Below are 19,135 nucleotides of genomic sequence, written 5' to 3'. Positions count from 1 at the left end.
TGGTAAATATGGTACGATAACAGTAGGACGTATATATATTCAATATTCAACAAACGGGCCAGATTGTAAAAGATTATGCACGACGTTATAGAGACTTTCTATATCTGTAAAGGGAGTGGATTAATGAAACGGAAAATACTAATAGCCGTGGTATTGGTCGCAGTCATAATAACTGGTGTGTGGGTAATGGCTGAGAAATCGAATTCATACTCGGAACCTCAGGAAGCTCTATTAGCAAATGATAAAGATTTGTTACTGATACCTGCATACAAATTAAACAACAAAGCACTTTTCTTTTTTATAAAAAATGAGAACAACTTGGGGGCTGTTTATGTCAGTAAAGGTTTCTTCGGATGGAAATCAAATATGCTAACGTGGAGTCCAATGGACAGTACAAGAAATTATGATGGTGATACTCTAAATGGACATCAAGGGCACGGAGAGAATTTACTTTATGGTTTAATTAAGAACAGTGATAATCGAATTGTAAAAGTTAATAATGAACTAGCCAATATACTCGATTTGGCAATGTTATCACAAGATGAGATAGAAAGTTTCCGTTTGGAAGATTTATATATCTGGTATTTTGAAAGTAAAAAAGCACTGTCAGATAGTGAAATTGAATTGTTCGATAAGGATACTGACGAAGAATTAGATGAAGCAAACTCTTAAAATAAAATATTAGAGTTATGCGTCAATCTGGCGCGATTGTGGAATAGTAAAAGTGAAAAAGGGCCTTATGGTCCTTTTTTTATTGGGATAACGAAATGTAATATTGTGTTTTAACACACAAATTAACAGTGGTATTAACACTTACATTAGCAGATTTACAATAGAAATTGTAACCCTGCTAATAGGCTTGTCAGTAAGGTGTCTAAAATAGGTGTGTTTCATTCACAAACGTTGATACATAGGTAAAAGGAAAGAGTCCAATTCATATGCGAATTTGGACTCTAATAGTGTGTTTAATTGATGTTTTGTACCACTCAACTGAACGGGTTAGTATAACCTGGTGCAGCTCTTTCCCTATTTTATTAATCGATGCTGTTCTCTTTTAGACCTCTATTAATCTCATTATCAGTGATAACTGTGTGAGATGCGTTCCAAACTGCTTCGCCTTTATTCAAAATAAAGAGTTGTGGTGATTGGTGCTCTACGCCTAATGTGCTTTCGATGTCATTAGAAACTGGACGGCTTTCACGAACTTTCAACCAATATTTTGGAAGATCCGTTTCAAAATTCTCAACTCTACTGAACGCAGATGTGCTGATTGGGCATGTTGTACTGTGCTTCAGTAAAAGTACCGGTTCACCCTTTGATTTCTCCAAAATCTCTTGCCATTCCTCAATTGTATGTAACTCTTTCACTACTATCATCTCCCTGTATCGATTTTTACTTGTACTCAATATATATAATACTTTGGACGTGATGTCTAGTTAGCTGTTTGGTGCTTCCACTTTATATCATCACGATGGGCAAATAAAATTATTCCGCTTATCAAACATGATAAGTAGATAAAATGGGTATTATAAGAAAATATTAATATAACAATTGGTAATGAAAGGATTGCGCTCAGTCCAGCTCCTGTGAAATTCTTCATGAAAAATAACAAGACCAGAAATATACTTATAAAAACTAAAAAAACAAGCGGGTTGAAAACAAGTAGCCCTCCGATAAACGTTGACACGCCTTTTCCACCGCGGAATCTGTAAAAGACGGGATAGATGTGGCCGATGATAACAAAAAGTAAGAGTAGGAGTTCGATTAGCTGATCGAAACCAAATATTCTTGCTGCATAAACAACAATTATACCTTTCAGTGCATCGCCGAGAAATGTTATGACAAAGGCTTTCTTCCCATAGAGTCTTCCTATATTACGAGCTCCGGGATTGCCGCTTCCTTTTGAACGAATTTCGGCGTTATAATAAAACGTACTTATCAGTGAAGCAGCTAATAGGTTTCCTAGTAAGTACGAACCAACAACTAAACTAATTAGTAACATCCAGATCAACCCCTTTATCGATTTTAAAAGGAGGAAGCTATGAAACACTCTTCACTACGATTTATAATTGCTTTGGTATTATGTATTGGATTCGGTCTATCGTTTGGTTATTTCTCAACGACATTTGGAGATGACACGCTATCCAGTTTTGATCAAACGATGATTCATACAATTCAAGGGCTCGAAACACCCTGGCTTACTATGATAATGAAACTTTTCACATGGATTGGTTCCACACTTGCCGTAATATTTATTACGGTCATTGCGATTACACTCTTGTATGTTGTCTTTAAGAATCGTCAACAAGCCTTGCTTCTAGTTGGCGTAGTTCTCGGAACCGTCCTATTGAATCATCTTTTAAAATTGTATTTCAAACGAGAACGTCCAGAAATCCATCGAATATTGGATGCAGGTGGCTATAGCTTTCCAAGTGGACATACAATGATGGCATTTAGTCTTTACGTTATTATTGCCTATATTGCATGGCGAAATATAAAAACTAGATTGGGAAAGTTCCTATTAATTTTATTTACTACATGTATGATCATAATGATTGGGACAAGCCGCGTCTATCTTGGTGTTCATTTCCCGAGTGATATCGCTGGCGGTATGATGGCGAGTGGATTTTTGGTTACGATTGCGATTACGGTTTATGCGTTTTATCAAGACCGATTTACTAAAGAAAAACCATCCTTGTAAAAAAGGTGGTTTTTTATCCTTACTTGGTTTCAAGATTTAATTGCCAAGATACGCCGTACTGATCTTCTACCCAAGCAAATTTTACGCTAAATGGGGTTGGTGCCAAATCCATGAGAATTTTCCCGTCTTCGGCTAATCTCTTGAAAACATGATCGATTTCCTGTTCTGATTCACATGTGACAAATAGTGAAAATGCTGCGGTGAATGGGATATCGTTTCCATTACCATTGTCGATTGCCATGAACGTTTGGCCGTTCAATGTAAAAGTTGCGTGCATGACCGTACCGTTTTCTTGATGAAAAATACTTTGAATTTCTGCATCCTCAAAAATGGACGTGTAAAAATTCATCGCTTCTTCGGCATTGCCATCGAACATTAAAAATGGGGTGATTTTCTGATTTTGATTTTTCATAGTACTGCCCCTTTAAGTAATTTTGGTTTAAATCCAGTTAGTTCAATGTATTCGGTTTTACCGTCTGATTCAACATAAAATGAAATGTTAGCTGCATATCCTTTTGCCACTTTCACTATTTCGTAATTTTCAGTATACTATATGTATCAGATTATTAATGGTTTTATTTCCATTAAGGAGTTTTATTTTATGAATTTATTTACACAGCGCGTTGTTACCATCATTCAATCGATTCCATCGGGGTATGTCATGTCGTATGGACAAGTTGCCGCAGCTGCGGGAAATCCCCGCGGGGCTCGACAAGTTGTACGAATCCTCCATTCGATGAGTAAAAAATATGTGCTCCCTTGGCATCGAATTATTAATGCGAAAGGGGAAATTTCTTTTTCCGGAAAAGATCAACGCAGTTTACTAGAAGCGGAAGGTGTTGAGTTTAGTCTTAATGGAAAAATTGATTTAGCTCGTTATCGCTGGTTTCCACTTGACGCGGAGGACGGCTAATCTACCAACTGGGGGGATTCGATGAAACGATGTAAAAGCGTTATCCTATTTCTTGGCGTCATTCTGTTATTCGGTTGCGGGAAAACGGCGATGACACCTGAAACACTGATTCAAGATGCTTCGGTTGTCGTGATGGCTGATAACCAAATGATACTTGTAGATGAAGTCATGTGGCGAGTTACCGATAAAACGAAAATCAGGACGCAAACAGGAGAAAAGATCACAATTGACGATTTAAAAGCGGGCGATGTAATCAGTTATGAAAACGACGGCCCTGTTGCGGAATCGTACCCTGGTCAAGGAACATTGAGAAAAATTACTTTGCTTAATGATGAATCTAGTTTAAAGTTAAGTTCTGCAATTACGTCCTTTCTCGAAAACCAACCTCACGGGGACCTAGTCAGGTTTGAAATGCTGGGAATTGAGGGCGATGAACTTAGCGCACATATTAGAGTGTGGGATTTAGAAGCAAATGGTCAATATCTGGTCCAGTTGAATATTGAAACCAACCAGTTTACGATTGTTGAAGAATCATAAAGATAGTAGCTTTAAGAGGAGGTGAATTTATTATGTGGAAGGATTTTAAAGAGTTTGCGTTTCAAGGAAATGTATTTGACCTTGCTGTTGCGGTTGTGATTGGAACGGCATTCGGGAAGATTGTATCTTCACTCGTGGAAAATATTATAACACCTTTGATTGGATTACTTTCAGGAGGTATTAACTTTTCGGGTTTACATAAAAATTTCCGCAACACAGATTTTACGTACGGTATGTTCTTGCAATCTATTATTGATTTTTTAATTGTCGCTGGTGTTATTTTCTTAGTCATCCGCTTGCTTTCGAAATTCAAGAAGAAAGAAGAAGTCGTGGAGGAAGTTGTAGAAATCGATGCACAAGAAGCGCTTCTAATTGAAATTCGCGACTTGTTAAAAGCGCAAAATAAACAATAGGCTACTATAAAAAATGGCACCCTCCAATTGAAGGGCGCCATTTTTTATTTAATCAACGGTTACGGAAAGCTCTTTAACGAGTAGTGATGGTGAACCATAACCGCCTGGTGCAAATTGTAAATCGGATCCTGTTTCTACGATGTTCTTCATATAGTCATAGTAGTTTCCAGCAATCGTCATTTGTTTAACCGGCGATGCTACTTTGCCTTCTTTAATATAGAAACCCGTCGCTGCAACCGAGAAGTCACCAGAAATTGTGCTAGCACCCGAATGGAGTCCAGATAATCCGGTGATGAGTACGCCTTCTTCGACTGAATCGATTAGTTCCTGCTCACTTTTAGTGCCCGGTTCAATGTATAGATTAATCGGCGCGACAGAAAGGGTTCCTTTATAGGATTCTTTCTGAGCATGCCCAGTCGTTACGACACCGTCTTTTTTAGCGGTTTTTCGATTATGAAGAAGTGTTTCAAGCCTACCATTCGAAACAATTGTTTGTTTTTTAGTGGCGACACCTTCCCCATCAAAGTTCGATCCCATAATTGATTCTTGATGAAATGGATCATCGATTAATGTGTAAACTGAAGAAGCAATTTCCGTTCCGATTTTTCCTTTTAATAAAGACTGATCCTTTTGCGTATTTTCAGCTGAAAATATGGCTGTAAATGTAGCAAGTAAGGACGCAGCTGCATCATGTCTCATAATGATTGGATATTTCTTTGTCGGAATTGATTTTTCACCTAAATGGGACAAAGCTTCCTCCGCAACTTCTTTTGCTATTTTATCGGCATCAAGCGATTTATAGTCCCGTGTCATTTCACGAGCCATACCTGTTTTCATTTCATCGCCTTCTTTAACAACGGCTGAAATGAAAATGATGATTCCATTTTTCTTTTCATTCAATGAAAGGCCTTTATTGTTCGCCAGAATCCGGTCTTCTGAAAACTCTTGTAGCGCACAATAGTTAAGCGTAACAATACGTGAATCGTAGGCAAGCACTTTCTTTTCAATGGCTTTAATCAGTTCGATTTTTTCTGAAGTCGGGATATTTGCTAGTTCTTCACTGTAAAAATCATGGTCACTATAGTTATCGCTACCTTCAAAAATATCGGTTCCATCATCTTCATCAAGGACTTCGGCATTGGCTATCGCGCTTTCGATTAAGAACGGAATCGACGCTTCCTCAATTTTTTCCGTGTACGCATAGCCCATTTTCCCATTATAAAGACCTCGAAATCCAAGCCCACCCTCTTCAGATGTTTCGTAACTATCGATTTCACCTTCAAATATCATGCATTGGAAAGATTCTGATCTTTTATAATAAATTTCAGCTTCTTTAAAATTTGCGTTCACCGCTTCGGACAACAACTTCTCTTGAAAATCTTGGATAGTTATCATTCGTTATTCCCCCTTCGTCCCGCCGACAGTTATTTCACTGACTCGAATCATCGGTTGACCGACATTTACAGGTAGACTTCCACTGATCGATCCACACATGCCTGCACCATGCGCAAGATTATTCCCCACCATATCGACTTTTTGCAGTGTTTTTGCACCGTTTCCGATTAGCGTTGCACCGCGAACTGGTCGGTCAATTTTTCCGTTTTTCACAAGATAAGCTTCTGCAACGGCAAAGTTATAGTCACCGGTTGCTGGATTCACTTGACCACCGCCCATATATTTCGCATATATGCCATTTTCTGTCGAGGCAATAATATCTTTGGGTTCCGATTTCCCAGGTGCGATATAGGTGTTTGTCATACGGGATGTCGGATTAAACCTGTACGATTCCCGGCGTGAAGAGCCCGTGGCCTCAGCGTTCATGCGACGCGCATTGAATTTATCGATAAGATAGCCTTTCAAAATCCCATCTTCAATAAGGATGTTTTTCCGCGTCTTTTCCCCTTCATCATCAATATTAAGCGAACCCCACTCATTCGGAAGCGTTCCGTCATCAATATATGTCACGATATCCGGAGCCACTTTTTCACCAATTCGGTTTGCGAAGACAGAGTTATTTTTCGCAACGGATGTTGCTTCAAGTCCATGACCACAAGCTTCATGGAAAATGACGCCACCAAATTCATTGTCAATAATGACTGGGAATTTTCCGCTCGGACATTCATCTGCTTCAAGCATCGTCACGGCAATCCGCGCAGCTTCACCTGCATAATGATCTAAATCAAGGTTTTCAATAAACTCAAACCCCGCATGTGCCCCCGGTCCGTAAAAGCCAGTTTGCAATTCTACACCATCAGTCGCAGTTGCTTGAATCGCCAATCGGCTATAAACCCGTGTGTCTTCCACAAATTTACCTTCAGAGTTCGCGATGAGAATGTTTTGTTCTTCATCAATATAGCGTAAACCTACTTGTGAAATCCGCTCATCATAATTTCTGGCAATATCATTCGCTTTTTTCATAACTGCTGCCCTTTGAGCATGTTTCACTGTCTTCGGCATCTGTGCAATTGAATGAATCGGCTTGATAATTTCTTTTTCGAGCGGATGAATGATGCCATTTCCGCCACCTTTTATTGCCAGCGCTGCCTTTTTAGCCGCTTTAACTAATCCCTCTTCCGAAAAGTCGGTCGTGTATGTATACACGTTTTGAAGGCCAGAAAAAATTCGAATCCCGATACCGAAGTCGCGTCCCGATATACTTTTCTCGATTTTATTATCCTGTAATGCCAATGTGTTTGCATAACGATCCTCCACAAACACTTCTGCAAAATCACCGCCTGTTGACAATGCGGCTTCAATTACATTTTCGATTATTGATTGTTTAATCATGTATTATTCCCCCCTTGTTTTAAGTATAGCGAATATTTCACAATACGAAAGACTTTTCTTTAATAGTTTAGTATTTTTAATTAACTTGAAAAGGAAAAAGGGTTTGCTTGCAAGTCGTGACCTTCGACTCACACAAAACTCTCACACCCCTCGGCAACATTTCCGACACATCCATCGATTGCCCAGCGCGGTAAGTAATGATATACTAGATGAAAGAGATTTCTCGAAAAAGGAGTGGAATGCTCATGTGGTTCTTATATATTATGTTCGCATTATTCGCATTCGTCCTCGTTGGGACGGCTGCAGGTCTTATTCGTACGTTCAGCAATAAGTAATTAATTGAATTCAAAAGGACGATAACCGATCAATCGGTTATCGTCCTTTTTTTCATTTATGCTGTGACGTCACGTTTATTAAACGTTAGATAGCTAATTGCCAGGAATAAAATCGCGTAAATACTCAAAACTAAAACCGAGAACGCCATTGTATTGCTTTCTAAAATTTTCTGACCTAACTCATATTGTATTAAGTCATGCGCAAAGAAGATATATTTAGCGATTTCAAATCTTTCAAGGAAAAACACAATCACCGTGCCTGAGAAAAATAAGAAAATCGATAAACCAACCGCCAATGAGGTAGAACGGAAAACCGATCCAACCATGAACGCGAAGGTTGAAATCATAAATACATTCACGAGCGATAAGAACATCATATACGCTGACTTGCCCCACACGGCTGTAAGTGCCAAGTCTGAGCCGCTCCAAATAATTGAATTTCCTTCTGCTGACGGGAAGAAGATAAATGCGCTTATGATGGTGAATACATACACGAGTATGGTTAATGACAAGCCGAACAATAAAATCGTGATATATTTCGACGTTAATATTTTCCAACGTTTAACCGGCCTAGACAGTAGCATCTTAATCGTCCCTTGTGAAAACTCGGACGCCACGATACCAGCTGAAGCAATGATCGTGAACAAGGTGACAAGCGACATAGTACCGTATGCATCGACTATCGTTCTTTCACGACTTCCGGGCTGATTCCATTCTTCATTCATAACTATTGTTTCTACTGTACTCTGCTTCTGAGCCTCTAAATCAGCTCTTTCATCATCCGTCAAGTCCGGTGATGCAAGTTCTTCGTCCATTTGAACAACTTCCGCTTCCATGTCCTCGATCCAAGTCGTGTCTGTAAATCGTTCGGACAATTTTGTAAGTCCCGTAAGTCCAATAATGGCAACCACTAAGAGTATGGCCATAATCCAAGTCGCTTTCTTATGCCATAGTTTCATCCATTCATTTTGTATGAGCTTCAGCAATTTGGCCACCTCCTGTGATTTCTAAGAATTGATCTTCAAGCGTTTTACGGTGTGGATTCACTGCGAATAGCTGAATCTCTTCCGTAGCCAGCTTTTTCATGAGCATTGGGATCTGCTCTTTTTCAGCATCGATGATAAACCCATCATTCAACGCATCTACCGTAAATCCTTCGGCTATCAAGATGTTTTCAACCAAACTAGCAGGTGAAGCTTCGATATAATAATGTGATTTCTTTGTGTCTGCTGTTTCTTCAACATCAATCAGTTTCCCATTTTGGATAATGGCAATCCGGTCACACATCAATTCAATTTCAGACAACATATGACTAGAAACAAACACCGAGACGCCTTCTTTTTCTGCAATATTTCTTAAATAGATACGAAACTCTCGGATTCCTGCTGGATCCAAACCATTTGTCGGCTCGTCGAGAATCAGAAATTTAGGGCTATGCAATAAGGCTTGTGCAAGGCCGAGTCGTTGGCGCATTCCAAGTGAATACGTCGATACTTTTTCATGAATTCTGTTTTGCATCCCAACTTGTGCGATGACCTCGTCAATTCGCTCTTTCGTTACATTGTCGTGCATTCGCGCGAAGTGTAACAAGTTTTTATAACCCGACATAAACTTATACATTTCTGGGTTTTCAACAATGACGCCGACCTTTGAAATACTGCCTTCAAAATCATCTTTTAATGACTTACCTTCAATTAATACATCGCCTTCTGATGGTTTCATTAAACCAACCATCATTCGAATGGTCGTCGTTTTCCCTGCCCCGTTCGGCCCAAGAAAGCCTGTAATCTGACCAGGATATAAAGACAAATTCAAGTTATCAATAATTTTTTTCTTCCCGATCGTTTTCGATAAATTCTTTAATTCTACTACCGGTTTTATCGTCATATTAATGCTCCTCTCTAAACAAAGATACCATCCAACTTGTGGCATCTTTCCCGTGTATGTCACGGATTTCATCTACCGCTTTTTGTGCGATAACATGGCCCTCTCTAAGTACTACGATTTCATCGAGCAAAGGTTCCACTTCTTTTAATTCATGGGTTGCCATGAGAATTGTTTGCCGCTGGGTGTCGGTAAAGCGGATGAGCCCTTTTGAAATATCATCACGTACCATAGGATCGAGTCCAGAGAAGGGTTCATCTAGAAAATAATAGCTGGCTTCACGACCAAGTGTGACCGCAATTTTGACCCGCCCCCGATTTCCTTTAGATAGACGCTGCATTTTCGAATCCAGTTTGATGTTCAAAAACTGTGCAATCTCTTTTGCCTTGATCAAATCAAAATCTTTAAACTGTGAATTATAAAAATCGAATAACTGCTCAACTGTAAAATAGGGATAGAAAAGGTCCGTGTCTGGCATATAAGCAATTTCCGAAGCAATTTTTCTTGTAATCGGTACCCCGCCGTATAAAGCTGTCCCTTTATCAGGCGTCAACAGGCCAGCGCTCAATTTTAGAAGCGTTGTCTTCCCACTTCCGTTTTCCCCAACTAGGCCAATAATTTTTCCTTGTGGAATGATGAGGTCAATCCCATCCAATGCTTGTTGTCCACCGTACTTTTTCGAAACTTTTTTCAGCTCAATCATTATTCGCACCCCGTTTCGTTAAATATTCCACCATCTCAGTTTTTGTAAATCCAAGCGCTTCAATATTTTGGATGAAGGACGCAATCAATTGTTCTTTCATTTCGTCACGGAGCTTAGAAATATTTCTAACGTCTTCCGTTACAAAAGAACCCTGTCCCCTTCTCGTTTCGGTAATCTCCATCTGCTCCAGCTCCTTATAGACGCGTTGCATCGTATTGGCATTCACACCAGCTTGAACCGCATAATCCCTAACAGAAGGTAACTTTTCCCCTGGCATCAGTGTTCCTCGAATAATATCGCCGACAATTCGATCAATCAGCTGCTGATAAATTGGTTTATCTGGAAGAAAATCCATGCTCATGTCATAACCTCACTTTCTTCTCAAATGACTTGGCACCCACCGCAAAAAAGATTAGCGTTAAAGCCGCGTAAAGAATCAAACCACCAGCAGTGAATGCAACCCCATCCGGAACAATCCCTGTGAATAAATAACTGTTTTGTTCATTGTAAAAGGATAAGCCAGTTAATCTTACTGGTCCAAATTCTTTAATACTTGTTAGGAATTCTATTGATCTGAACAACTCTGTAGTAACCGTCGCCGTAAAGATTCCTGCGAAAAATAGCAATGTCGTGAAAATGACTGACAAGCCCTTAGAGCGAGAACGGCCGATTTGATAAAAGGACCAGAACATAAACCCAAAGCTCATGATGTAGATTGACTTTAAAAAAATTGATATCATGACACTCACCATGGCTAGCACTCCGTCAAACCTCGGTATCGAGCCATATGCATCAGAGAGCGTGAACGAAATACCTAGTAGAATACCATTCAATACAACGATTAAAGCCGTGACCGTGATGGCAAAAATTGCTTTGACACCAACAAGTTGCCAGATGGGTGCAGGCGAGTGTAACCAAATATCCGGTTGTCTCATTTCCCTTTCCAAACTTGTAAATATAATACCAACCCCAATGAATAGACTTGCGACAAACCAAGTTCCAGAAATGATGAGGTAGTTCTCAAAAGAATCGAGTGGCAAATCGAATGCGCGGTTGATCAGCGGAGGCACAGCCATCACAACTGCAATATTCGCAAAGACCAAGGCAAGAATTCCCCATTTCAGCAGAACCCACTCTTTTCCGATTAATCCCTTCAACCGACTTATGTCCATATTAAAGCCTCACTTTCTTTTCGAATAACTTAGCTGCAGCTATGAAAAAAAGAATGCCAACTACCAATCCCATGAAAATATCACCCATATAAAAAACAAGCGCATCTATTTCCATAAAAAAATCTTCCCCAAAATGATAAACGCCTTCACTAGGTCCTCTTAGTGGCCCAAAACCTTTAATTTCTTGGATAAATTTCATCGTTGTGATTTTATTAATTAGCCACATAGAGATAAAGAACAGCAATAATAGTGTTGGCGCCACCAGCCTTTTTGCATATGAATTGATTAACTGAAATAGAACAGCTCCGAATGAACCTATACACAAAATTAGTAATGACAGCATGTAGAGCATTGTAAATAATAAAGAAATTGATGTGAATGTAGGACCAAACGGGATCCCTGATACGGCTAATCCTACTGCGTTGACGATAAGTACGATAATTGTATTTATAGCGCCAACCGAACCAGCAAACGCCGCCTTTGAACCAAATAGTTTATAAATAGAAGCTGCTGAATGTAACCAAATGTCTGATCTCTTCATTTCATTCGCTAAGGATATAAAGAAAACAACAATTGGAATACCTGCCCCCAACATCATCCATTGAATACTGACGCCAAACATAATCTCTAAAAATTCGATTCCCCAATTAAAAATTTGATTGCTTAGCGGAATCATGACTGTAAATATAATTGCGACGCCTACAGTTATATAGAACGCTATGTTCATCAATGCCCACTCTTTTTTCAATAAACCACTCCACTGTCGCACTTTATCCCTCCTTGCTTATTTGTAATTGACTGAACACGCACCTGAAAATTATAATCTTACTTTCTTATCAAACAATATCGTTGCGGTTATGAAAAATAAAATGGCTATCATGGTATCGATTAGTAATTCTCCGGTATGGATTTCCATGTTTTCAAATTCAAATGTGAAACTCTCTTTCTGAATTTCGTAAGTTACTTCCTGATTTAACCGACCGAAATGTGTAATTTTAGTGTAGATTGCCGATTCAGCTAATCTGGCTTGCAACCAAGATAAAAACAAAAAGATCATAACAACGATTGGACCTGAAAACCCTTTGACAACTGGTTTGAATAATTGATAAAGCACGCCAAGGAATAGTCCGGTGCACATGATAAAAATTGATAATAAAAAGGACATAATAACAATTAACACTGCGGACTTCGATTCGGTAAGAAAGAAAATGAGTGGAAACAAAATATTTACGAACCCAATCATTGAAGCAAATACCATTTTAACGCTGAAAAGTTTAACTGTCGGTGCTGTTGAATGAAGCCAAATATCCGGTCGAACCATTTCCTTATTCAGCGAGCTAAGCAAAAGGATTGTCGGTAAAATCACGTTAAACATGACCCAAAACGTACTGAAAATCGACAATAACTCCCCCAGACTTAATTCTTCAAATAAGTAGTGGCTTGCTAGCGACAGAAAAAGGACACCGCATAGTTGAATTAATAACGATGCGTAAAACCATCCTTTCAGAGCTGACCATTCTTTCTTCAACAACCCATTCCACTGTTTCATAGATTCATCTCCCCCCCTGTATTGGTGTATTAGTTACATAGTACACTATGTTTATATAAAATGTAAAGGGTTTATCCAAAAGAATTTTGAGTTTATTTGAAATACTTGGTTTCGAATTATGTCCATAAGGTTTTCTTATGGGTTTAATTCCAAAAATGGTCATGGGTGTTTCAGGAGTCTATCTGTATACTAAAGGTATAAGGGGGAGATACAGTATGCGTACATTCTTAACAGGCATTGACCATATCCAAATTGCGGCACCAAAAGGTTCTGAAGATGAAGCACGTGCATTTTACGGGAAAATTCTTGGAATGGAAGAGATTCCAAAACCAGAAAACTTGGCAGGTCGTGGAGGTTGTTGGTTTAAGTGCGGTTTGCAAGAGGTCCATATCGGAGTCCAGCCAGATTTTACGCCAGCGAAAAAAGCCCATCCAGGATTTACCGTGAATGCGCTCGAAGAACTAAAAGTACGATTGGAAGAAGCAAACTATACGATTAGCGAAGAACAGCCTATTGCAGGAAGATCGCGTTTTTTCACACATGATCCTTTTGGAAATCGCATTGAATTTCTTGAATTTGAGTGACTACGCTTCAATAATTTCGCGTTCCTCCACATCAAGCTTTTCTAATCCATGCATGATTTCATCACGTTTACGGGCAAGGTCATCTTGGACCCTGCGCACATCCCTAAGCACATCGTTTAACTTGGCTTTTGCATCCGTAATCCGTGAGTGCACGGTCCAATCTGAAAAAATATTATCAAAAAAGATGTCTGTGAATGTGAAAATATCTTTTTTGTTGACTGTGAATGATTCCGTCGCAACGTTTTGAACGTCCATTAACTCTGTTTCAAAGTGACGCAATGCACGCTGAGCACGGTGAACATAGTCGTCTGAACTGTTGACTTCGGAATATTTTATCGCGGAAACAATCAGTCCACCGCCTAGAAACGTATCCCATAGTGACAACCCTTCTGCCGATCCAAGCTTATCAATCGCCGCATCAAGTGCTCGGCTCGCTTTCGTCCCCGCCTCACGGGCTTCATCGATTTCACGCAAGATAGACCTTAACGTCACCCGCTCATCCGCAATTTTTTGCAGTGTGTTATTTGCAGCAGTATCATTTCGACGAATCCACGTCTCTTTCTCTTTTAAAAAATCTGCCCAGTCTTCATCAACATATGCAAAGTCGGGATTTTTCATAGCTGCCTGTAACCTCATTACTTCAGCTTCGAGGTCAATGAGATTTTTCTCGGCTTCGTTATATTTTAGCTCGGCTTCTGCTGCTTCCGCTATTTCCTTTTCCATTTTCTCATTCCATTTACCCGTCCACTCGCTGATTTTATTGGCAAATGAAAAACGTCCTAGCTTTGCAACATCCTGCTGTTCTTTCGTAAGTTGTTTATGAAAACGGTCCCGTTCCTTACGCGCTTCCTTCAACCCAGCTTCTGCACCGTCAAGCCGCCTCTTCACTCGATTTCGCTCCGTCCGTCTAGACGTCAATTCCATTTGTCGCTCATGAATATTTCCTCTCATTGACACCGCCCCCTTTTAACTCTATACGAAAATATGGGCATAAAGTTTCAACTATCTTGATGCAAATCAATGTAACCGAACAAGATTCCTTTTAATCTTAGAATAGAGGTGATGGTATGAAACAGATTCTGATATTTTCTTTTCTCATCCTACTAACAGCGTGTGGAAACACGGCAGAAGTGAGTACATTGCCAGATCCTGTACCCGATCAAAAAATAAATGCTTCTGAAGAAGGATTATCACTAACACTTCTCGAAAATACATTTACTGGTTCTCCAGCAATGATTCAAACACAGATTCAAAATGAAAGCCAAATCGCTTATACCTTGGGGGATTTCTACCATATCGAGGTCGAGAAGGACGGACAGTGGTATATGATTACCTACTCAGATGCCGTGTTTTTTAACAATCCAAGATTTAAGGATTACGGAAACACGCTTGCAGCAGGCGATGAAGTCTATCAAGATTTTCACGTGAAGGATCTTGATGTGAAGTTAGAAGCAGGGAATTATCGTCTGGTCAAAACGTTTTTGTCACAGGGTGAATCCTTTTATGAAGTAACTGTGGCTGAACCATTTATTGTAAACTAAAGGAGAAGATTGAATTGGATGAGCTATTTGACCAAGATTCCATCAACAAAGGAGTAACAAACGAAGAAATTCTAGCTGCACAAACAGATTTAGGAATTATATTACCCGATGACTTTATAGAATTAATGAAGATATCAAATGGGGGTTATCTAAATTATGAAAAACAAGCTTTTCCTGTAAACTTCAGTATTGAAAGCGGCGATTCATTTATTAGCATTGAAGAAATTATGGGCATTCATGAGGACGGAATTTTACAGAGCGAATACTTGGTAAGCGAATGGGGGCTGCCAGAAAACTTGATTCTATTCTCAGGCAGTGGTCATGCATGGGTTGGTTTCAACTACGAGGGACGTAACATTCCAAATATCGTCTATGTCGAGCCAGATGATGGAGACGGCCATAACTTTCATATAATCGCAGAATCTTTTACAGCTTTTTTAAATAAGCTGGATAATCCAGATAAATATATGGAATGAAAAAAGTTTATCATACTCTAATCCCGTTTTCCCACTCCAATCAACTAGTTTTTGTGGTACAAGGAAGTTTTTCAGTGCTTTCCATTCACACAGTAAGGTTCTTTACATTTATCCGTCAGATAGAAGAAGATATCCGACAAATGCGGTGTGATATCCGTAACTTTTAGGTGTATATCCGTATATTTACTACTTATATCCGTACCTTTTACACACATATCCTCAAAACACAACTTAAGCACTACCAAAATGAAACAAAAAAGAGCCTTACATCCACAGCGGACTTTTTGTATTCTAATGGAGGTTCGTCTTAATCCGTTCTTGTCGGTGTTCTCTTCTTGCAGGTCCCATGTCAACTAATGCTTTTTCAGCTTCCGTTTCAGGTTCGATTCCTGGGACAGGGGTTGGCTTTTTATTTTCATCCATCGCAACCATCGTCAAAAATGATTCCGTCGTTAGTTTGGTTACACCTGTCAATAGATTTGTTGAGTGAACGAGTACGTGAACTTCCATGGATGAGCGTCCTGTTGAGCTCACAACAGCCTCAAGTTCTAACACATCACCTACATAGGCAGATGATACAAAGTCAACTCGGTCAATAGATGCTGTCACGACAGCTCTGTTAGAATGCTTCATCGCAGTGATCGCTGCAATTTCATCGATATAAGCAAGCACCTTGCCGCCGAATATTGTTTGCAAATGGTTTGTATCTGGGGGTAACACGAGTTTTGTTTGAATGGTGCGAGATTGGCTCATAGGCCTTGTATTCGACATCTAATCATTTCCTTTTCTATACGGTCTTCAATCTAATATACCAGTTTATGTAGATGATTAAACAACATTTTCATCCAGCCAATTGAAAAAAGCGGATCCTAGTAAATAGAGATCCGCCTTCACACCATTTTTGCTAATAACGCATAAATCCGCTTCATTTCTTCTTGTAGCGCCCATTGACTGCGGCCAAGCCATCTACAGTGGATTGCATTTCCTTCTAGTCGCGTCATGCTCGCTTTTAAGCCTTCATCTACAAGTAGGGTTTCTTGGAGGGTACGTATGTCTACATCATTGATTTTAGGCGACACAAGCCAAATAGATCCAATGTACAGCGCATCTTCAAGTACACCGACGCTGCCAAGTTCTAGTTCACTCGGTGAGAAATGAAGTGCATCAAACGCGATTAACTCGCCTTCTACAAATATCTTAAAGTTTGAGCGAAATGATTGATAGTCAAAAATCTCTCCGCGTTTCTCCCGGCCCGGGGCAATGATTTCTCCCCATAAGACTGTAGAATCTGCGGCCATACGAAGCGTTGTATCCACTTGAAATTTCGCAGCAACAAAGGGAATAATTACTTCGGGCATCCATTCGAGACGTGCATTTTCAGCGATATCCACGTCTATTTTATGAAAACATGTTTCACCTGTATGTGAGGGGTAAATTTTCATCGCTGATTGTTGAACTAACCGAACACTGCTTTGTGGTGCTAGCTTGATCGTTATATCGTTCCGATCGCCCGCAACCATGCCGCCTGAAGATTCCATAATATAAACGGTTGCAGTCGGGTCTTTTCCCTCGTACAACTCACGGCTGGCTTTTAACGGGGGTTGTTGGAAAACGTGTGGCATCCGTGTATAGCCTCTTCGCAGTTCGAATTCTAAATCCAGTTTCCCGTTATGATGCCTACGAGTTGTTGAATTACCCATTTTCACCAACAGGCTTTGCGCCTTCCAAGAGCATATTGTGCTGAATCCACTCGACTATTTTATCCACGTTTTTTTGCGTCCTTACGTCTGAAAATATATATGGACGACCCCCACGCATTTTTTTCGTGTCGCTTTCCATCAAGTCAAGATCAACCCCAACATGCGGCGCAAGATCGGTTTTATTGATCAATAAAAGATCTGAACGCGTCAATGCAGGGCCTCCTTTTCTTGGAATATCTTGCCCTTCCGCGACATCAATGACATAAATATAGCCGTCCACAAGCTCTGGGCTGAACGTAGCGGATAGATTATCACCGCCACTTTCAACAAAAATGATATCAAGATCTTCGAAGCGACTGTTCATCTCATCAATGGCTGCAAAGTTCATTGAAGCATCTTCACGAATCGCAGTATGCGGACAACCGCCCGTTTCCACACCAATAATTCGATCTTCACCGAGCACACCATTCGTCATTAAAAACTGTGCATCTTCACGTGTATAGATATCATTTGTAATGACACCAATATTATAATCTTTATGCATGACACGCGTCAGTTGGTCAACGAGTGATGTTTTGCCCGAGCCAACTGGTCCACCGATCCCTATACGTACTGGTTTCATTAAAAAAACTCCTTTATTTAGAATTCCGCTTCAGTGGAAATTCATTAAGAAATAAATAATCTCGAATACAAATACTCATGTTTCATCGAAGCGAGTTCTATTCCGAGCGCATTATTACAAATATCTTCTATTTTTAAAGTCCCCACTAAATCCGAAGCCTCTGTTACAGGACGTATTAACTCATTCATGGCCTGCACACCGGTATTTTGACCAAACGGCACAGCCCGAACCGCATTTTGCACAAGTCCGTTCACAGAAGCGTACAAATACATCATCACAGCATGATGGACACTAACTCCCGTCGTTGCGCTGTAAATCCCGTACAAAATTGCGTAATGACCTTTAATCGACTTCGCATCGATGCGCGCTTTCCATTCAGCTAAAAACGCATCCGCCCCAAGCGGCGATACCGTGCGGATAAATTGTCTGCCAAGATTCACACTCGCTTCACGCGATTCCTTTGCCAACTTGACAGCTCCACATATCTGTTCTAATTCCAACAGCTTGTCCACGTCCTGCGCCGTTGCCGCAGCGTAGGCTTCCTGAATAAGAATCGCATCGCTGCGCACTAGGTTATTGAACAAGAAAGACGTACAAAACTCAATCAAATCTTCTTTCGTACGAATTAGATCTTCTTGTATATATGTCTCCATGCCATATGATTGCGTGTAGGAACCTATTGGAAAGGCGGAGTCGTGTATTTGAAATAGTTGTAACAATGCTAAATCAGTGGGAGTGGCCACGGTATTTGAATGGTTGTTTAAACCTTCTTTCGGTTGTTTCATACTGAACACCCACTTCATCTAATAATGTGTCCAACGTATGATCCGCACGCACGATAATTTCATTATTATCGATTAGAGAAGGTGTATGTCGATTCCCCAACTCAAATGCGGCTTTCCCCATTTCAGTCATGTTTTTCGGACTAATGACGATAACTGGCTCTAATTTCGTTCGGATGGCAATGCGACGTTCGTCATCTTCAAACAGGATATCCCCGTATTGAATTGGTTCTTCTTGGTTTAGTCGTAGCGCAATATCCGTCCCTTTGTCCGTTTCTGTACGGAGAATACGCTTGCTCAACTCTTCCCAATCAAGCTCAATCCATTCCGTATTCTTTCCAGCAATTTCTTCTGCTGAACCGACATTACCCACTATTTTTTCAATTAGCATATTGCACTCTCCTTCAAAGACCTGCATGATGCAGGTCTTAAATCG

26 protein-coding genes are annotated in these 19,135 nt (G+C 40.0%); 8 read left to right on the top strand and 18 right to left on the bottom strand.

Annotated features, from left to right (window positions below):
• Positions 1–123: 123 nt before the first annotated feature.
• Positions 124–672, top strand: a complete 549-nt coding sequence (locus AC25Y1_RS08125; protein ID WP_488147468.1) for an aspartyl-tRNA synthetase — start codon at positions 124–126, stop codon at positions 670–672.
• Between the two features lie 362 nt (positions 673–1,034).
• Here the strand turns inward: AC25Y1_RS08125 and ytxJ are convergent, their stop codons facing one another.
• Both ytxJ and AC25Y1_RS08115 read right to left on the bottom strand, forming a co-directional pair.
• Positions 1,035–1,376 carry a bacillithiol system redox-active protein YtxJ gene (gene ytxJ / locus AC25Y1_RS08120; protein ID WP_488147642.1) on the bottom strand — a complete coding sequence of 114 codons (342 nt, stop codon included), beginning with the start codon at positions 1,374–1,376 and terminating at the stop codon, positions 1,035–1,037.
• A 56-nt stretch (positions 1,377–1,432) separates the two neighbouring features.
• Positions 1,433–2,002: a glycerol-3-phosphate acyltransferase gene (locus AC25Y1_RS08115; RefSeq protein WP_488147467.1), complete on the bottom strand. Its 570-nt coding sequence runs from the start codon at positions 2,000–2,002 to the stop codon at positions 1,433–1,435.
• Between the two features lie 39 nt (positions 2,003–2,041).
• Here AC25Y1_RS08115 and AC25Y1_RS08110 point away from each other — a divergent pair, with 39 nt between their 5' ends.
• On the top strand, positions 2,042–2,701 hold the full coding sequence (locus AC25Y1_RS08110) for a phosphatase PAP2 family protein (protein ID WP_488147466.1): 660 nt from the start codon (positions 2,042–2,044) through the stop codon (positions 2,699–2,701).
• A 19-nt stretch (positions 2,702–2,720) separates the two neighbouring features.
• Here the strand turns inward: AC25Y1_RS08110 and AC25Y1_RS08105 are convergent, their stop codons facing one another.
• Entirely contained in the window at positions 2,721–3,113 is a 393-nt protein-coding gene (locus tag AC25Y1_RS08105; RefSeq protein ID WP_488147465.1) for a VOC family protein, read from the bottom strand.
• Positions 3,114–3,302: 189 nt separating this feature from the next.
• Between AC25Y1_RS08105 and AC25Y1_RS08100 the strand changes: the two genes are divergently transcribed.
• Genes AC25Y1_RS08100 through mscL form a run of 3 tightly spaced genes read left to right on the top strand, consistent with a single transcriptional unit; the run spans position 3,303 to position 4,564 of the window.
• Positions 3,303–3,614 (top strand): MGMT family protein, encoded by a 312-nt coding sequence (locus tag AC25Y1_RS08100; protein ID WP_488147464.1) that lies wholly within the window; start codon positions 3,303–3,305, stop codon positions 3,612–3,614.
• Positions 3,615–3,635: 21 nt separating this feature from the next.
• On the top strand, positions 3,636–4,151 hold the full coding sequence (locus AC25Y1_RS08095; RefSeq protein ID WP_488147463.1) for a hypothetical protein: 516 nt from the start codon (positions 3,636–3,638) through the stop codon (positions 4,149–4,151).
• A gap of 32 nt (positions 4,152–4,183) precedes the next feature.
• Complete coding sequence (gene mscL, locus AC25Y1_RS08090; protein WP_488147462.1) at positions 4,184–4,564, top strand: large conductance mechanosensitive channel protein MscL; 381 nt, start codon at positions 4,184–4,186, stop codon at positions 4,562–4,564.
• A gap of 48 nt (positions 4,565–4,612) precedes the next feature.
• Here the strand turns inward: mscL and AC25Y1_RS08085 are convergent, their stop codons facing one another.
• The 9 genes from AC25Y1_RS08085 to AC25Y1_RS08045 form a co-directional block, all read right to left on the bottom strand.
• A complete protein-coding gene (locus AC25Y1_RS08085) occupies positions 4,613–5,959 on the bottom strand; it encodes a TldD/PmbA family protein (RefSeq protein ID WP_488147461.1) in 1,347 nt (448 codons plus the stop codon).
• Between the two features lie 3 nt (positions 5,960–5,962).
• Positions 5,963–7,351 (bottom strand): TldD/PmbA family protein, encoded by a 1,389-nt coding sequence (locus AC25Y1_RS08080; RefSeq protein ID WP_488147460.1) that lies wholly within the window; start codon positions 7,349–7,351, stop codon positions 5,963–5,965.
• Between the two features lie 391 nt (positions 7,352–7,742).
• Positions 7,743–8,681 carry an ABC transporter permease gene (locus tag AC25Y1_RS08075; protein ID WP_488147459.1) on the bottom strand — a complete coding sequence of 313 codons (939 nt, stop codon included), beginning with the start codon at positions 8,679–8,681 and terminating at the stop codon, positions 7,743–7,745.
• A complete protein-coding gene (locus tag AC25Y1_RS08070; RefSeq protein WP_488147458.1) occupies positions 8,650–9,573 on the bottom strand; it encodes an ABC transporter ATP-binding protein in 924 nt (307 codons plus the stop codon). The genes AC25Y1_RS08075 and AC25Y1_RS08070 overlap by 32 nt, the downstream gene beginning before the upstream one ends.
• Position 9,574: 1 nt before the next feature.
• The gene (locus AC25Y1_RS08065) at positions 9,575–10,273 is read right to left on the bottom strand and encodes an ABC transporter ATP-binding protein (RefSeq protein WP_488147457.1); all 699 of its coding nucleotides are present in this window, start codon (positions 10,271–10,273) and stop codon (positions 9,575–9,577) included.
• The gene (locus AC25Y1_RS08060; protein WP_488147456.1) at positions 10,266–10,634 is read right to left on the bottom strand and encodes a GntR family transcriptional regulator; all 369 of its coding nucleotides are present in this window, start codon (positions 10,632–10,634) and stop codon (positions 10,266–10,268) included. Before AC25Y1_RS08060 ends, AC25Y1_RS08065 begins: the two co-directional genes overlap by 8 nt.
• A 1-nt stretch (position 10,635) precedes the next feature.
• Entirely contained in the window at positions 10,636–11,445 is an 810-nt protein-coding gene (locus AC25Y1_RS08055) for a hypothetical protein (protein ID WP_488147455.1), read from the bottom strand.
• Position 11,446: 1 nt separating this feature from the next.
• Positions 11,447–12,214, bottom strand: a complete 768-nt coding sequence (locus AC25Y1_RS08050; RefSeq protein WP_488147454.1) for a hypothetical protein — start codon at positions 12,212–12,214, stop codon at positions 11,447–11,449.
• Between the two features lie 48 nt (positions 12,215–12,262).
• Positions 12,263–12,994, bottom strand: a complete 732-nt coding sequence (locus AC25Y1_RS08045) for a hypothetical protein (protein WP_488147453.1) — start codon at positions 12,992–12,994, stop codon at positions 12,263–12,265.
• Positions 12,995–13,209: 215 nt separating this feature from the next.
• Here AC25Y1_RS08045 and AC25Y1_RS08040 point away from each other — a divergent pair, with 215 nt between their 5' ends.
• On the top strand, positions 13,210–13,578 hold the full coding sequence (locus tag AC25Y1_RS08040; RefSeq protein ID WP_488147452.1) for a VOC family protein: 369 nt from the start codon (positions 13,210–13,212) through the stop codon (positions 13,576–13,578).
• Here AC25Y1_RS08040 and AC25Y1_RS08035 read toward each other — a convergent pair whose 3' ends face one another.
• Positions 13,579–14,529, bottom strand: a complete 951-nt coding sequence (locus AC25Y1_RS08035; protein ID WP_488147451.1) for a hypothetical protein — start codon at positions 14,527–14,529, stop codon at positions 13,579–13,581.
• 116 nt (positions 14,530–14,645) lie between these two features.
• Between AC25Y1_RS08035 and AC25Y1_RS08030 the strand changes: the two genes are divergently transcribed.
• Positions 14,646–15,119 carry an immunoglobulin-like domain-containing protein gene (locus tag AC25Y1_RS08030; protein WP_488147450.1) on the top strand — a complete coding sequence of 158 codons (474 nt, stop codon included), beginning with the start codon at positions 14,646–14,648 and terminating at the stop codon, positions 15,117–15,119.
• 14 nt (positions 15,120–15,133) lie between these two features.
• Positions 15,134–15,595, top strand: a complete 462-nt coding sequence (locus AC25Y1_RS08025) for an SMI1/KNR4 family protein (RefSeq protein ID WP_488147449.1) — start codon at positions 15,134–15,136, stop codon at positions 15,593–15,595.
• Between the two features lie 291 nt (positions 15,596–15,886).
• Here the strand turns inward: AC25Y1_RS08025 and AC25Y1_RS08020 are convergent, their stop codons facing one another.
• The 5 genes from AC25Y1_RS08020 to AC25Y1_RS08000 all read right to left on the bottom strand — a co-directional run bounded on the left by AC25Y1_RS08020 (position 15,887) and on the right by AC25Y1_RS08000 (position 19,090).
• Positions 15,887–16,366, bottom strand: coding sequence for an acyl-CoA thioesterase (locus AC25Y1_RS08020; RefSeq protein WP_488147448.1), 480 nt, complete (start codon positions 16,364–16,366; stop codon positions 15,887–15,889).
• A gap of 119 nt (positions 16,367–16,485) precedes the next feature.
• Positions 16,486–17,295 carry an urease accessory protein UreD gene (locus AC25Y1_RS08015; RefSeq protein WP_488147641.1) on the bottom strand — a complete coding sequence of 270 codons (810 nt, stop codon included), beginning with the start codon at positions 17,293–17,295 and terminating at the stop codon, positions 16,486–16,488.
• Positions 17,288–17,917, bottom strand: a complete 630-nt coding sequence (gene ureG, locus AC25Y1_RS08010) for an urease accessory protein UreG (RefSeq protein ID WP_488147447.1) — start codon at positions 17,915–17,917, stop codon at positions 17,288–17,290. The genes AC25Y1_RS08015 and ureG overlap by 8 nt, the downstream gene beginning before the upstream one ends.
• Positions 17,918–17,961: 44 nt before the next feature.
• Positions 17,962–18,570, bottom strand: a complete 609-nt coding sequence (locus AC25Y1_RS08005) for an urease accessory protein UreF (protein WP_488147446.1) — start codon at positions 18,568–18,570, stop codon at positions 17,962–17,964.
• A 73-nt stretch (positions 18,571–18,643) separates the two neighbouring features.
• Positions 18,644–19,090 (bottom strand): urease accessory protein UreE, encoded by a 447-nt coding sequence (locus AC25Y1_RS08000; RefSeq protein ID WP_488147445.1) that lies wholly within the window; start codon positions 19,088–19,090, stop codon positions 18,644–18,646.
• Between the last annotated feature and the right edge of the window lie 45 nt (positions 19,091–19,135).

Source organism: Sporosarcina sp. Y1009, from assembly GCF_057669865.1.
This window is presented reverse-complemented; position numbering and strand designations above follow the sequence as displayed.